Origin of the sequence: Polaromonas sp. OV174 (genome assembly GCF_900112285.1) — a bacterium.
GTDB lineage: Bacteria > Pseudomonadota > Gammaproteobacteria > Burkholderiales > Burkholderiaceae_C > Polaromonas.
The window spans coordinates 245,271-258,680 of sequence record NZ_FOKZ01000002.1 but is presented as its reverse complement, the minus strand read 5'-3'; the positions used below and the strand labels follow the sequence as shown (position 1 = coordinate 258,680).

General features: G+C 63.2%; 16 protein-coding genes. 10 read left to right on the top strand and 6 right to left on the bottom strand.

Going from position 1 to position 13,410, the window contains the following annotated elements:
• Window positions 1-55 precede the first annotated feature (55 nt).
• Window positions 56-2,374, top strand: coding sequence for a heavy metal translocating P-type ATPase (locus tag BM160_RS03185; RefSeq protein ID WP_255368593.1), 2,319 nt, complete (start codon window positions 56-58; stop codon window positions 2,372-2,374).
• An 8-nt stretch (window positions 2,375-2,382) separates the two neighbouring features.
• On the opposite strand, the gene BM160_RS03180 is transcribed toward BM160_RS03185, so the two are convergent.
• From BM160_RS03180 to BM160_RS03160, 5 genes are all read right to left on the bottom strand, one after another.
• Window positions 2,383-3,039, bottom strand: a complete 657-nt coding sequence (locus BM160_RS03180) for a DsbA family protein (RefSeq protein ID WP_092000277.1) — start codon at window positions 3,037-3,039, stop codon at window positions 2,383-2,385.
• Window positions 3,036-3,473: a disulfide bond formation protein B gene (locus BM160_RS03175; RefSeq protein ID WP_092000274.1), complete on the bottom strand. Its 438-nt coding sequence runs from the start codon at window positions 3,471-3,473 to the stop codon at window positions 3,036-3,038. Before BM160_RS03175 ends, BM160_RS03180 begins: the two co-directional genes overlap by 4 nt.
• A 1-nt stretch (window position 3,474) precedes the next feature.
• Window positions 3,475-4,014, bottom strand: a complete 540-nt coding sequence (gene lspA, locus BM160_RS03170) for a signal peptidase II (RefSeq protein ID WP_092000270.1) — start codon at window positions 4,012-4,014, stop codon at window positions 3,475-3,477.
• Window positions 4,015-4,132: 118 nt separating this feature from the next.
• Window positions 4,133-4,393: a hypothetical protein gene (locus tag BM160_RS03165; RefSeq protein WP_177218893.1), complete on the bottom strand. Its 261-nt coding sequence runs from the start codon at window positions 4,391-4,393 to the stop codon at window positions 4,133-4,135.
• A gap of 291 nt (window positions 4,394-4,684) precedes the next feature.
• Window positions 4,685-5,788 carry a substrate-binding domain-containing protein gene (locus BM160_RS03160; RefSeq protein ID WP_092000265.1) on the bottom strand — a complete coding sequence of 368 codons (1,104 nt, stop codon included), beginning with the start codon at window positions 5,786-5,788 and terminating at the stop codon, window positions 4,685-4,687.
• A gap of 155 nt (window positions 5,789-5,943) precedes the next feature.
• On the opposite strand from BM160_RS03160, the gene BM160_RS03155 reads away from it, so the two are divergent.
• From BM160_RS03155 to BM160_RS03115, 9 genes are all read left to right on the top strand, one after another.
• The gene (locus BM160_RS03155; RefSeq protein WP_092000262.1) at window positions 5,944-6,708 is read left to right on the top strand and encodes an ABC transporter permease; all 765 of its coding nucleotides are present in this window, start codon (window positions 5,944-5,946) and stop codon (window positions 6,706-6,708) included.
• Window positions 6,705-7,394 (top strand): ABC transporter ATP-binding protein, encoded by a 690-nt coding sequence (locus BM160_RS03150; protein ID WP_092000260.1) that lies wholly within the window; start codon window positions 6,705-6,707, stop codon window positions 7,392-7,394. The genes BM160_RS03155 and BM160_RS03150 overlap by 4 nt, the downstream gene beginning before the upstream one ends.
• Window positions 7,391-8,227: an ABC transporter substrate-binding protein gene (locus tag BM160_RS03145; RefSeq protein WP_255368591.1), complete on the top strand. Its 837-nt coding sequence runs from the start codon at window positions 7,391-7,393 to the stop codon at window positions 8,225-8,227. The genes BM160_RS03150 and BM160_RS03145 overlap by 4 nt, the downstream gene beginning before the upstream one ends.
• A 34-nt stretch (window positions 8,228-8,261) precedes the next feature.
• On the top strand, window positions 8,262-9,089 hold the full coding sequence (locus tag BM160_RS03140) for a molybdate ABC transporter substrate-binding protein (RefSeq protein ID WP_177218892.1): 828 nt from the start codon (window positions 8,262-8,264) through the stop codon (window positions 9,087-9,089).
• Between the two features lie 55 nt (window positions 9,090-9,144).
• Window positions 9,145-9,522, top strand: a complete 378-nt coding sequence (locus BM160_RS03135; protein ID WP_143093170.1) for a DUF2946 family protein — start codon at window positions 9,145-9,147, stop codon at window positions 9,520-9,522.
• A 183-nt stretch (window positions 9,523-9,705) separates the two neighbouring features.
• Window positions 9,706-10,683 (top strand): DUF1775 domain-containing protein, encoded by a 978-nt coding sequence (locus BM160_RS03130; RefSeq protein WP_092000253.1) that lies wholly within the window; start codon window positions 9,706-9,708, stop codon window positions 10,681-10,683.
• A gap of 65 nt (window positions 10,684-10,748) precedes the next feature.
• Entirely contained in the window at window positions 10,749-11,219 is a 471-nt protein-coding gene (locus tag BM160_RS03125) for a copper chaperone PCu(A)C (protein WP_092000249.1), read from the top strand.
• 124 nt (window positions 11,220-11,343) lie between these two features.
• A complete protein-coding gene (locus BM160_RS03120) occupies window positions 11,344-11,928 on the top strand; it encodes a hemerythrin domain-containing protein (protein ID WP_092000246.1) in 585 nt (194 codons plus the stop codon).
• A gap of 107 nt (window positions 11,929-12,035) precedes the next feature.
• On the top strand, window positions 12,036-12,932 hold the full coding sequence (locus tag BM160_RS03115; protein WP_255368590.1) for a DMT family transporter: 897 nt from the start codon (window positions 12,036-12,038) through the stop codon (window positions 12,930-12,932).
• A 5-nt stretch (window positions 12,933-12,937) separates the two neighbouring features.
• Here BM160_RS03115 and crcB read toward each other — a convergent pair whose 3' ends face one another.
• Window positions 12,938-13,324: a fluoride efflux transporter CrcB gene (gene crcB / locus BM160_RS03110; RefSeq protein ID WP_092000244.1), complete on the bottom strand. Its 387-nt coding sequence runs from the start codon at window positions 13,322-13,324 to the stop codon at window positions 12,938-12,940.
• Window positions 13,325-13,410: the final 86 nt, after the last annotated feature.

Here is a 13,410-nt window from a genome sequence, read left to right as displayed (position 1 = left end):
GGGTCTTAAAAATCCGGCTTGACTTTAAGGTCGCTGCAAGGTTTCCAATTGGGCCATGAAAACTGAAACCCCACACTCATCCGAGCTTAGCGCTTGCGGCTCCACCGCCTGCTGCGCGCCCACTCAGACCAGCACCAGCGCGCCAGCCAGCGCTGGTGCGGGCGGGCAATTGTTTCGCATCGCGACCATGGACTGCAGCGCTGAAGAGTCTGAAATCCGCCAGGCGCTGGAGCCGATTGCCGGAATCAGGTCCCTGGGTTTTCAGCTTGGCGCACGAACGCTGAAAATTGAGGCGGCCGATGAGGCTTACCCGCTCGCGCTGGCGGCGATTCGCCAGGCCGGCTTTGACCCCAGGCCTATGGTGGCGGGCGCTGCGCAGCCCCCTGCAGATGGGGCGCATGGCCATTCGCATGACCACGATCACGACCATGGTCACGCTGGCGGCAGCGGTTTGTTTGGCAGCGGTATGGGGCGCTTTGTACTCGCCCTGGTGCTGGCCACGGGCGCGGAACTGCTTTCCTATTTCGCGCCAGACGCCACGCCCTGGAAAGTGGCGGGCATGGCGGTGGCCGCACTGGCCATCTGGCTGGCCGGCATTGACACCTACAAAAAAGGCATCGCCGCACTGCTTCGCGGCAAGCTCAACATCAACGCCTTGATGTCGGTGGCGGTGACCGGCGCTTTTGCCATCGGGCAGTGGCCTGAGGCCGCCATGGTGATGGCCTTGTATGCGATCGCCGAGTGGCTAGAGGCCAAGGCCGTTGACCGGGCGCGCAATGCGATCAAGGGCCTGCTGGAGCTGGCCCCGGCCCAGGCCTTGACGCGCCAGCCAGACGGTGCCTGGGTCTTGACACCGGTGGCGGCGGTGCCGCTGCAAGCCACGGTGCGTATCAAGCCGGGTGAGCGGCTGCCGCTGGATGGCATCGTCATCCAGGGCAACAGCGCCATCAACCAGGCCCCCATCACCGGCGAAAGCATGCCGGTGGACAAAGCCCCGGGCGACGCGGTATTTGCCGGCACCATCAATGAAACCGGCGAGCTGGAAGTGCGCATCACCAAGGCGGCCAGCGACACCACCCTGGCCCGCATCATTCACGCCGTGGAGCAGGCGCAGGGCACGCGCGCACCGACCCAGCGTTTTGTAGACCGCTTCGCGGCGGCCTACACCCCCGTCATTTTTGCCATAGCGGTGGCCGTTGCGGTGTTGACGCCATTGTTGATGGGCCTGAGCTGGCAAGAGGCGGCCTACAAGGCGCTGGTGCTGCTGGTCATTGCCTGCCCCTGCGCCCTGGTGATTTCAACGCCGGTCACGGTGGTGAGCGGCTTGTCGGCCGCCGCCCGGCGCGGCATTTTGATCAAGGGCGGCACTTATCTGGAAGAGGCCCGCCTGCTCAAGGCCGTGGCGCTGGACAAAACCGGCACCATCACCGAAGGCAAGCCCAAGCTGGTGGACTGGCGGGTTTGGGGTGATGGCGACGAGGCGCAGCTGAAACAAGCGGCCTGCAGCCTGGCCGCACGCTCTGACCACCCGGTGTCCAAAGCAATTGCAGCCAGTTCCAGCCAGCAGCCCGGCGAGGTGCAAAACTTTACGGCCCTGCCGGGGCGCGGCGTACAGGGCAGGGTAGGCGGTCAAGATCTGCTGCTGGGCAACCACAGGCTGATGCACGAACGCGGCTGCTGCAGCCCCGAACTGGAAGCCGAACTGGCACTGCATGAGCAGCAGGGCCGCAGCGTGACCCTGCTGGCCGACAAGACCCGCGTGCTGGCCCTGTTTGCGGTAGCCGACACGATCAAGGCCAGCTCCATCCAGGCCATTGCCGACCTCAAGGCCTTGGGTGTTGCCCCGGTGATGCTGACGGGCGACAACAGCGCCACCGCCCAGGCCATCGCGGCGCAGGCCGGCATCGGCGATGCGCGCGGCGACCTGTTGCCCGAGGCCAAGCTCGAAGCCATCAAGGAAATGCAGCAGCGCTACGGCGCCACCGGCATGACAGGCGACGGCATCAATGACGCGCCGGCGCTGGCGCAGGCCGACATCGGTTTTGCCATGGGCGGCGCCGGAACCGACACCGCCATGGAAGCGGCCGACGTGGTCATCATGAACGACAACCTGCAGCGCGTGGCCGAAACCGTTCGCCTCTCACAACGCACGCACTCCATACTCTGGCAAAACATCAGCCTGGCGCTGGGCATCAAGAGCGTGTTTCTGCTGCTGGCGGTGTTCGGCACGGCAACCATGTGGATGGCCGTGTTTGCCGACATGGGGGCCAGCTTGCTGGTGGTGGCCAACGGGCTGCGCTTGCTGCGCGGCGCCGCCAAAGCGGCCGGCAGCGTGGCGCCACAGCATGATCATGAACATGGCCATGCGCATTGAGCTCAAGCCTATTGCGGGTAGGCTGATTCGATCTCCGCGTCCACCAGGGCCTTGAGCTGCGCATGGCCAAAGTTGCTCAGCGGTTTGCCATTGACAAAAAAGCCCGGCGTCAGGGTGACGTTCAGCGTTTTGGCATCGGCCATGTCCTGGTCCAGGCTGGCCTGGACTTGCGGTGTGGCGACATCGTCCTTGGCCTTGCGGATATTTAAGCCCGTGTTCTCGACGATGCTCCAAATGAGCTCGGGCTGTGGCCTGTCATGCGAGGCCCAGAGCGGTTGGGCCCTGAGCACGGCCTCGGTCACCGGCCAAAAAAGTCCCTGCAGGCGCGCTGCCTCCAGAATTCTGCTGGCTTGATCTGAACCGTGGTGCAGCGGCAGCTGGCGGACCAGCAGCTGGACTTGCCCCGGCCGCTCGTCAACCAGTTTTTTGACCAGGGGATAAAACGCCCTGCAGGTTTCGCAGGCCGGGTCAAAAAACTCGACGATGCGGACCTTGGCCGTGGGCGATCCATAAACCGGTGCATGGGGGCGGTTGAACACCGAGTTGCTTTCCTGGGCCAGTCGGCTCAGGGTCTGCGCCTGTTTGTCCTGGTAGACGTAGATGCCTAGCGAAAACCCCAGCACGACGAGGGCGCCCACAACGAGGACGAGAATTTTTTTGTTCATTTGGGCAAACCTTTTTTAACGGAAATCAATAACAGGATGATGAGAGAAAACGCCAGCACGGATAGCAGGGGAATGGTGATGAAGCCGGCCAGTTCGAGTTTTTGCTCGGCACATGAGGAACCCTTGCCGCAGGGTCGCAGGCCTTGGGGAATAAAGCCGGCGTAAAGCAAGCAGTGGTAGAGCGCCACCAAGCCTCCGGCCCAGGCCAGGGGCAGCGCGTATTTCACGCTTTGCCGGTCTTGCGTGTAAAGGCCTTGGGCCAGTATCAGCGCCAGCGGAAACATGGCGATGCGCTGGTACCAGCACAGCACGCAGGGCTCTAGCTTCATGACTTCGCTGAAGAAGAGGCTGCCCAGGCTGGAAACCAGCGCGATCAGCCAGCAAGCCAGCAGCAGTGACCACTGCGTTCGCGACAAGGGTGGAGAGTTAATCATGTCAGTCGGTGGTTTTAGAGGCATGGGCGGGGGCGGTTTTCAGGGTGGAAAAAATCATCAGCAGGGCACCGCAGACGATGGCGATGTCGGCAATATTGAAGGCCGGCCAGTGCCAGCCTAGCCAATGGAAGTCCAGAAAATCCACCACATAACCGCGCCAGCCACGGTCAACGCCATTGCCGAGCGCGCCGCCGAGAATCAGGCTGTAGGCCAGGCGTTCCCAAAGAGCCATTGGCTTGCGCAGCATGAGCAGCAGCCAGACCGAGGCGAGCAGTGCGACGCTGGTCAGAAACAGCCTTTGCCAGCCACCGGCATCGGCCAGAAAGCTGAAAGCGGCGCCCTGGTTCCAGACCTGGACCAGATTGAAAAAAGGCAGTAGCGGCTGGCTCCAGTCATAGGCGGTGTATTCATGGACCCAGTACTTGGTCGCCACGTCGGCCAGAAAAATGACGAGGGCGATGCTGTAGCCCAGGGCGATCTGGCGATTCAAGGCGGGGTGGGGCGAAGCGCGTGGGGCGCTGGCAGGGGTTTGGTCAAGCATTCTTCAGACTCAGGTTGGCATCAACATCAGAACCGCGACGCCAGCGGGGCCAGTGGGGCTAGCGGCGTGCGGCAGTTGGTGGGTGCCCAACAAGGACAGGCACCCGGGGAATCTGAGCTTAAAGAATCGGCGGCCTGAAGTCCGGCGCGCCTTGCGCGCTCAGATAGCTGGCGGCGTGATGCGGCGGTTGCCGCTGTTTGCGCGGTGAATGCAGGGGCTGACCCATCTCGTTGGCTGAAGCGGCTTGCTGGCAGGCCTGGCACAGCGTGCAGGCTTGGCAGGGCTGGGTGGGGTCACAGGCGCTCAGCGTGGTGGTGTCGGCGGCATGGTGCGCGGCGGCACGGGGCTCGCCGTGCAGCTTTTCTTCTTCCCATGCCATGGCTGCTTTTTGCCCCGCTACGAAAGGCGCGGCCATGGCGCTGCCCTGGCCGCCTTGCATTGCAAGCGGTGCCAAGACCAGGGTGAGGAGCAGGAACAGGAAAAAATGGCGCACGGGATGCAGACTGAAAAGCGGCTTGTTAGTTCCTGGCCAGGGCGGTAAGCGCGCAAGCGGCGCGTTGCAAACCGTCATGGCGGGCGAGCGGTTTGCAGTGATGTGCGGTGAGAAGTATTTTATTGCTATAAAAAAAATAGCTTCTTGCGCTCACCCTGAAAGGGCTAGAGGCCTATTTCATTGATTTTTTGGCTTGCGGTAGCTCCACCACGGCAAGTTGGCCCGCAGCGACAGCACCTGGCCGCTTTGTGCGCGCTCGCCGCTATAGCCCGGCAGCGCGTCCAGCGTGGTTTTCCAGTCGCGGCTTTGCAATTGCTTGAGTAAGGCCTGCACCGGCGGCGTGGGCAGTTCCGACTTCAGGCAGACCAGGTGGTAGCGCTCCTGCACCAGCGGCACAAAGCCCAGACCTTTTTCACGCGCCGCCGCTTCTATGCCCAGGCCGGCATCTGCGGCGTTGCTGGCGATGGCCTGCGCCACCGCCGTGTGCGAAGGCTCCTGACTGGCGTAGCCCTGGATGTCGGAAGGCTGCATGCCGGCCCGGGCCAGCAACTCGTCCAGCAGGACCCGCGTGCCCGTGCCTTCGGCACGGTTCACATAACGCAGTCCGGCCTGCGCCAGATCGCCCAGGCCGGCAATGCCCAGCGGATTGTTTTTGGCCACCATCAGGCCTTGCTGGCGATGGGCAAAGCCTATCAATTTATGCAGGCCGGGCTTGAGCAGGCTGCGGTAGGTTTTTGCCGCCACCGAGTGGCTGTCGGGCTGATCCAGCGTGTGAAAGCCGGCCATCATGCAACGCCCGGCGTTCAGCGCCGCAATCGCGTCGACGCTGCCCATGAAGCGTATGTCCAGATGCAGACCGTGCGGGCTGGTTTGCTCGCGCAGGGCCGACAGCGCCGCGTCGTGGCTGGCGTAGAGCGTCAGCACATGGGCTTCGTCGTCAAAGGCGGTGGAAAAGGCGCGCTCGATGTCGCTGGTCAGGGCTTCGATCTGCGGCGCCAGCCTGGCCTGCGCCTGGCGCTCGGCCCACAGCAGTTTTTCACCGAATTCGGTGAGCTGGGCGCGTTGGCCCTTGTCCCAGACGATGAGGCTGCGCCCCAGCGTTTGTTCCCAGTTTTTCAGCGCACCCCAGACATTGCGGTAGGACAGCGCCATTGCCTTGGCGGCGCCGGAGATGGAGCCTTGCTCGCGCACCGCATGCAGCATGTCCATCAGGGGGTTGCGTATCAGGGCGGTTTTGCCACGCTGTGGGGTCAAGAGGTAGGAAAGTTCGACTTTGTGCATGGCAAGTGTTGTGTGCGCTGATTATCAGCGTATCAGCGCGCCTGAAAAATGGGCAGATCAAGGCTGTTTTGCTATGCAAATGCTTTCATAGCGACAACTACCTAGGCGGCCAATCGCCTTGAAAGCTGGGCTACAGTCCCGGCAGAACCTATCGCATGAACACCTTCTCTGATAGTGCCGTTACGGCCTTTTCACTCATCACGTCCTTCGATCCGCTGTTTGCCGGCATCGTGATTCGGTCGCTGGCGGTTAGTGCCAGCGCCTGCGTGATCGCTTGCACGGCGGGCTTGCTGCTCGGTGCCTGGCTGGGCGTGGCGCGCTTTCGCGGCCGCGCCGTGGTGCTGGCGCTGCTCAATACCGCGCTGGCCTTGCCCTCGGTGGTGGTCGGCCTGGTGGTTTACCTGCTGCTGTCGCGCAGCGGGCCGCTGGGCTATCTGGGCTGGCTGTTTTCCTTCAAGGCCATGGTGCTGGCGCAGGCCGTGCTGGTGCTGCCCGTGGTCACGGCGCTGGTGCGCCAGACCATTGAAGACGCCGACCGCAGCCATGGCGAGCAGTTCCAGTCTCTCGGTGCGGGCCGCTTCATGCGCAGCCTGATCTTGCTCTGGGACGAGCGCTATGCCTTGCTCACGGTGCTGATTGCCGCCTTTGGCCGTGCCATTTCAGAGGTCGGCGCGGTGATGATTGTGGGCGGCAATATTGAAGGCTTCACGCGCGTCATGACGACCTCTATTGCGCTGGAAACCAGCAAGGGTGATCTGCCGCTGGCGCTGGCGCTGGGCATTGTGCTGCTGGGCGTGGTGCTGCTGCTCAATGGCCTGATCGCGCTGCTGCGGCGTTGGCGCGAGCAGCTCGACGACCAGTTGCCCGAGGTGGCGATGGCGATGGCGCCGGCCTCTGTCGGCCGGGGCGTGTCGCTATGACGCCGATCTTCAAGCTCAATGGCGTCAGCGTGCGCTTTGGGCGCGTGCCGGCGCTCAGCGCCTGTACCTTTAATATCCAAGCCGGCGAGCGCCTGGCGCTGGTGGGCTCCAACGGCAGCGGCAAAAGCACGCTGCTGCGCACGCTGCACGGGCTGGTTCAGCCGGCCGCCGGCAGTGTGGAGCGGGATGTGCGCGCGCGTCAGGCCATGCTGTTTCAGCGCCCCTACATGCTGCGCGCCAGCGCACTGCACAACCTAGCGCTGGGCTTGTGGCTCAGCGGCCAGCCCTGGCAGCAGGCCAAAGAGCGCGCCATGCGGGCGCTGGAGCGGGTCGGTCTGGCCGATCTGGCGGGGCGCAACGCCAAGGCCTTGTCAGGCGGTCAGCAGCAGCGCGTGGCGCTGGCGCGGGCCTGGGCCTTGCAGCCGCAGGTCTTGCTGCTCGATGAGCCGACGTCCAGCCTGGACCCGACGGCCAAGCGTGAGGTGGAGCGGCTAATGGCCGAATTCGCCGATGCCGGCATGACGCTGATTTTCAGCAGCCACAACCTGGGCCAGGTCAAGCGCCTGGCCAGCCGTGTGATGTATCTGGAGCAGGGCAGGCTGATTGCCGACCTGCCGACGTCGGCTTTTTTTGAAGGGCCTTTGCCCGCAGCGGCGGAACATTTTTTAAAAGGAGAGCTTGCATGAACAGTATCACCACCATGGCCCGAAAATTTAAGTCTTTAAGGGCTGCAGCGCTTGTGTCACTTGCGCTATCAGCTACTATTTCGATAGCGCAAACACCTTCCGTCGTGGTCGCCTCCACCACCTCCACCGAGCAGTCCGGGCTGTTTGGCTATCTGCTGCCCGAGTTCAAAAAGGCCAGCGGCATAGACGTGAAGGTGGTGGCTGTAGGCACCGGCCAGGCCCTGGACATGGGCCGCCGTGGCGATGCCGACGTGCTGTTTGTGCATGACCAGGTGGCCGAAGAGAAAATCGTCGCCGAAGGCTTTGCCGTCAAGCGTTTCCCCGTCATGTACAACGATTTCGTGCTGGTCGGCCCGGTCGCCGATCCGGCCAAGACCAAGGGCAATGACATTGTCGAAGCGCTGAAAAAACTCAATGCGGCGAATGCCAATTTCATTTCGCGCGGCGACAAGAGCGGCACCCACGCGGCCGAGCTGCGCTACTGGAAAACGGCCGGCGTGGAGCCGCCGGCCTTTGCCAATTACAAGGCCTGCGGCTGCGGCATGGGGCCGGCGCTCAACATGGCTGCCAGCACCGGCGGCTACGTGCTGGCCGATCGCGGCACCTGGCTGTCGTTCAAGAACCGCGCCGACCTGACGATTCTGGTCGAAGGCGACAAGCGCCTCTTCAACCAGTATGGCGTGATGCTGGTCAACCCGGCCAAACACCCGAAAACCAAAGTGGCAGAAGGCCAGAAGTTTGTCGACTGGGTGATCTCGCCCGCCGGCCAGGCCGTGATCGCCGGCTACCAGATCAACGGCCAGCAGCTGTTTTTCCCCAACGCCACCAAGTAAATCAACTTTTAGTAATTTTCAGGGAGCCGCCATCATGACCCAGGCACGGACAACGCAGGCCTTGCTGGCCGTCAGCATGATGGCGCTCCTGGCAGGAGGGCCGGCCATGGTCAAAGCTCAGACACCCGTGGTGGCTCCGCTGCAGGTGTACGCTGCCGGCAGCCTGCGTGAGCCGCTGACTGAAATTGCGCGTTTATACGAAGCGGCCACGGGCAGCCGCGCCGAGCTGGTGTTTGGCGCCTCCGGCCTGCTGCGTGAGCGGATTGAAAAAGGCGAGCCGGCGCAGGTCTTCGCCTCGGCCGACACGCAACACCCCGAGACGCTGGCAAGCAAGAGCCCGCAGTGGCAAAAGCCGACGCTGTTTGTGCGCAACCGCCTGTGCGCCCTGACGGCGCCAGACGAAACCGCAACGCCTGCCAGCTTGCTCGAACGAATGCTGAACCCGGCGGTGCGCCTGGGCACCTCCACGCCCAAGGCCGATCCTTCGGGCGACTACGCGTGGGAGCTGTTTCGCCGGGCCGAAAGCGTGCAGCCCGGCGCTTATGCGGCGCTCGATGCCAAGGCCCTCAAGCTCACCGGTTCCCCGGCGGCGCCCCAGCCGCCGGCAGGGCGGGGCACTTACGAGTGGCTGATGAGCGAGGGCCGCGCCGACATCCTCCTGACCTATTGCACCAATGCCATATCGGCGCGCAAAACGCTGCCGCGCCTGAAGGTGGTCGAGCTGCCGCCGGCCTTGCAGGTGAGTGCGGCTTATGGGCTGACCGCGCGCAGCGGCGATGCGGCGGCCACGCAGTTCGCCCAGTACTTGCTGTCGCCGCCGGCCCAGGCCGTGTTTGTCCGACTGGGGTTTGCTTCGCCCTGAACGCAGGCGGCCTGAGCCGGGCATGGGGGCGAGCCCAGCTTCTTATAATTGCCTCGTGACCCGCTCTCCCTCATCTCGCCCACCGCTATCGGTGTGGGCACGCCTGGCAGCTTTCTTGAGCTTCCTGGCCGTGCTGTCGGCGCTGCTGGCGCCGGCATCTCTGCTGGCCGAAGAGGTGCGCACTGGCAAGCTGGGTGGCTTGTGCAGTGCCAACATGGCTTCGACGAGTCAGGCCGATGGTGGCGCTGGCGAGTTGCCGCCAGCGGGCTCGCATTGCGACTGGTGCGCCTCCATGGGGCTGCTGCCACCGCCCTTGTCGCTTGCCGTCATTCCAAGTTATCTCGACCAACAGGTCGCTGCGCTTGATGTTCCGGCCAACCTGGCCGCATCCATTCCCGGGCTGCCCTTTAGCCGCGGGCCTCCCGCACTCTGAACTGAAGCGCCTCTGCCGGGGCTGCTGGTGTGTGCAACGCAAGGCTTGGCACGCCTTGTTCTGTTCCGAGTCAAGAAATTTCATCTGGCCTCCTCATGTCCTTGTTGGCAGATCTACATGTCGATCTGCGGGATAGTTTGAGCGAGGCCATCAGTCAAAAAAATCAATACCGAAAGATCGATCATGATCTCCTCAATTACTATCAAAAATATAGCGACTACCGCAGCCTGCATGCTGGCTATCCCGGCTTTTTCTCATATTGGTCTGGAAGAGAAGAGCGCGCCGGCAGGCAGCAACTACAAGGCGGTGTTCCAGGTCGGTCATGGCTGCCAGGGCTCGGCCACGACCGGCATCACGGTGCAGATTCCGGCCGGCTTTCAGGGTGCCAAGCCCTATCCCAAGGCCGGCTGGACCCTCACCACCAAGCTTGGCAAACTGGCCAAGCCCTATGACAACCACGGCAAGCCGGTCACGGAGGACGTGACGGTGGTGAGCTGGACGGCGGCCTCCAAGGATGCGGCGCTGCAGGATGCCCACTTTGACGAATTCATGCTGCGCGGCAAGCTGCCCGAGACGGCCGGGCCGCTGTGGTTCAAGGTGCTGCAGACCTGCGAGAGCGGTAGCATGGACTGGAGCGAGGTGCCGGCATCGGGCGCCTCCGCCAAAGGCCTGAAATCGCCGGCCGCCTTGCTGGAAGTCACCGACCCGGTGGCCAAGGCCGATCTGGGCCAGCCGGTTCAGGTCAAGGATGCCTGGGTGCGTGCCACGGTGCCGGGCCAGACAGGCAGCGGTGCTTACATGAAGATCACGGCCCGGACCGCGACGCGACTGGTCGGTATTTCCTCGCCGGTGGCGGGTGTGGCCGAAGTGCATGAAATGAAGATGGACGGCGATGTCATGAAAATGCGCCGTGTCCCCAGCCTGGATTTGCCGGCCGGCAAAACGCTGGAGCTCAAGTCCGGCGCCTACCATGTGATGCTGATGGATCTGAAGCAGCCGCTGGCCGCTGGCAGCAGCGTGGCGCTGAGCCTGCACTTCAAGGATGCAAAAGGGCAAGAGAGCCGGGTCGAGCTCAATGTGCCGGTGGCGGCCGCAGCGCCGGGCGCATCGGCTGCGGCCGGCAAGGCCGGCGAGCCAGATCACAGCGCTCATCAGCACTAAGGCAAAAGGGGCCGATGCCGAGTCGGCCCAGCCTTACTTTTTTATTTAACTGACAGGGACACACCATGAAACTCAAATTACTGGCCGCCTGCATGGCACTGGCTTGCGGCGCTCTCCATGCGCAAACGGTAGACGTCAAGGACGCCTGGGTGCGCAGCACCGTGGCAGGACAAAAAGGCAGCGGCGCCTTCATGAAGATCACCGCCCAGGCCAACACCCAACTGGTGGGGGCTGAGACCCCCGTGGCCGGCGTTGCCGAGGTGCATGAGATGAAGCTGGAGGGCGATGTGATGAAGATGCGGGCCGTGCCTGTGCTCGATTTGCCGGCCGGCAAAACCGTGGAACTCAAGCCAGGCGGCTACCACCTGATGTTGATGGACCTGAAGCAGGCCTTGGCCAAAGGCGGCACGGTGCCGCTGACCCTACGCTTCAGGGATGCCCAAGGCAAGGAAAGCAAGCTGGAGATCGCCATGCCCGTCAGCACGGCGGCACCCGGCGCAGGCAAGGCTGATCCGCATGGCATGCACAAGCACTGAGCCTGGCCAGGTGGCGTTGCCGCAGCCTTGAGAAAAGCTGCAGGAGGCTTGATCTTCGTCAGGGTCTGGGCGGGCCGAATCAGGCATTCTTGGCGTTATTGCCAATAGTCTCCTGGAGCCCGCCATCAAACACGACAGCCTGCAAATCATCCGCGACGAGCATTCCTCACTCGCCGCCATGCTGCGCTCCATGCGCATGATGGCCGAGCGCGGCCCCAGGGACAGCCCGCAGCAGTTCTTCGAGGTGTTGCGGGCCATGCTGTTCTACATCGATGAGTTCCCCGAGCAACTGCATCACCCCAAGGAGTCAGACCTGCTGTTTCCGCGCGTGGTGCGTGCCGACCCGTCGGTGATGGACACCGTGGCGCAACTCGAACGCGATCACATGAGCGGCGAAAAGACGGCGCGCGAACTGCAGCATCTGCTGTTGGCATGGGAGCTCTTGGGCGAGTCGCGCAAACCCGCGTTTTTGGAGCAGTGCACGCGCTATGTTGACTTTTACCTGGCGCACATGAAGCTGGAAGAAAGCGTGATCCTGCCCGCCGCCGAAAAGCTGCTGAACGATGGCGACTGGAAAGAGCTGGACGCCGCGTTCGAGAAAAACTGCGACCCGCTGACCGGCAAGTACCCGCCTGATCCCGCCTATGCCCGACTCTTTACCCGCATCTTGATGAGCGCGCCAGCGCCCATAGGGCTGGGTCCGGCTTGAGTTGCTGGGTGAGGAAAATTGGCCTTGGTTTTTTGTCGTCTGGGCTCAAGCGTCTAGAGCGGCCATCTTGAGGCAAGATAGCCGGTTTTGTCTTGAAAGACTTTCTCTTGTCATCAGCAGCCCGCAGCGCCTCTTCGACCTTGTTTGCGCAGTCCATCCTGGTGCTGATCACCTTTGTCTGGGGTGGCACATTCCTGGTCGTCCAGACGGCCTTGCAATGGAGCGGGGCCTATACCCTGGTGGGGGCTCGATTCCTCATTGCGGCCCTTTTGCTCGCCGCCGTGCTGCGGGGAAAACTGAGGGGCATCACGCGCATCGAGTACATCGCCGGCAGCTTGATGGGCATCAACCTGTTTTTTGCCTACACCTTGCAGACGCTTGGGCTGCAGAGCATTTCCAGCAGCAAATCGGCCTTTCTGGCGGCTCTGTATGTGCCCTTGGTGCCGGTGCTGCAACTGTTGTGGTTCCGAAAATGGCCCACGGCGGGCGCGGCGATCGGGATTGCGCTGGCCTTTGTCGGCCTGACCCTGCTGGCCAGCCCAGGCAGCATGAGCTTGACCCTGGGCAAAGGGGAAATCCTGACGATGCTGGGGACCATCGCGATTGCCGCCGAGATCTTATTGATTGCGCACTTCAGCCCGCGTTGTGATCCGCGCCGCCTTGCCTTTGTACCGCTGCTGGTGGCCGGTGTGCTGGCCTTGCTTGCTGCGGCCGGCATCCAGGAGCCCGTGCCGAGTTTCACACCGGGCTTGTTCGCCTGCGTGGGCGCCCTGGCCTTGGCGTCGGCTCTGATCCAGTTCGGCATGAACTGGGCCCAGCGCTTCGTCTCGGCGACACGCGCCACCCTGATCTACGCCATGGAGCCGGTATGGGCTGCGCTGGTGGGCGCCATGGCGGGTGAGCGGCTGGGTCTGTGGGGCCTGACGGGGGGCGCCATGATTGTGTTGGCGGTGCTGGTCAGCGAGCTGCGTTTTGGACGCAGCAGCAGGCCAGCGACGGTTTGATAACTTTAGCCCGCGCGGGCAGCGATTAAAAACGCCGCTGTCTTGAGGCCGGCCACGGTCATCAGCAAGGCGCCCAGCACATGCACAAGGGCCGTGCTGATGGCCAGGCCGTAGCGTTCTTCCAGCAGGAAGATCACGACTTCGGCCGAAAAAGTGGAGAACGTGGTGAGGCCACCCAGAAACCCCGTGACCAGCAGCAAGCGCCAGACCGGATCGAGCTGAGGCATGGACTGGAAGGCGGCGATGCAGGCGCCGACCAGATAGCCGCCTATCAGGTTGGCGGCCAGCGTTCCCCAGGGAATCACGCCGCCGGGCGACAGCCACAAAGCCAAGCCCCAGCGGGACAGCGCGCCCAGTGAGGCGCCCAGACAGATTGCAATCACAGACATCATGGCGGGATAGGGTTTGTTGGCGGGACAATGCAGGCTTGACTTTAACCGTAGCGGTGAGCGCGGCGGCACTGTCTTTGGCCTTGTTT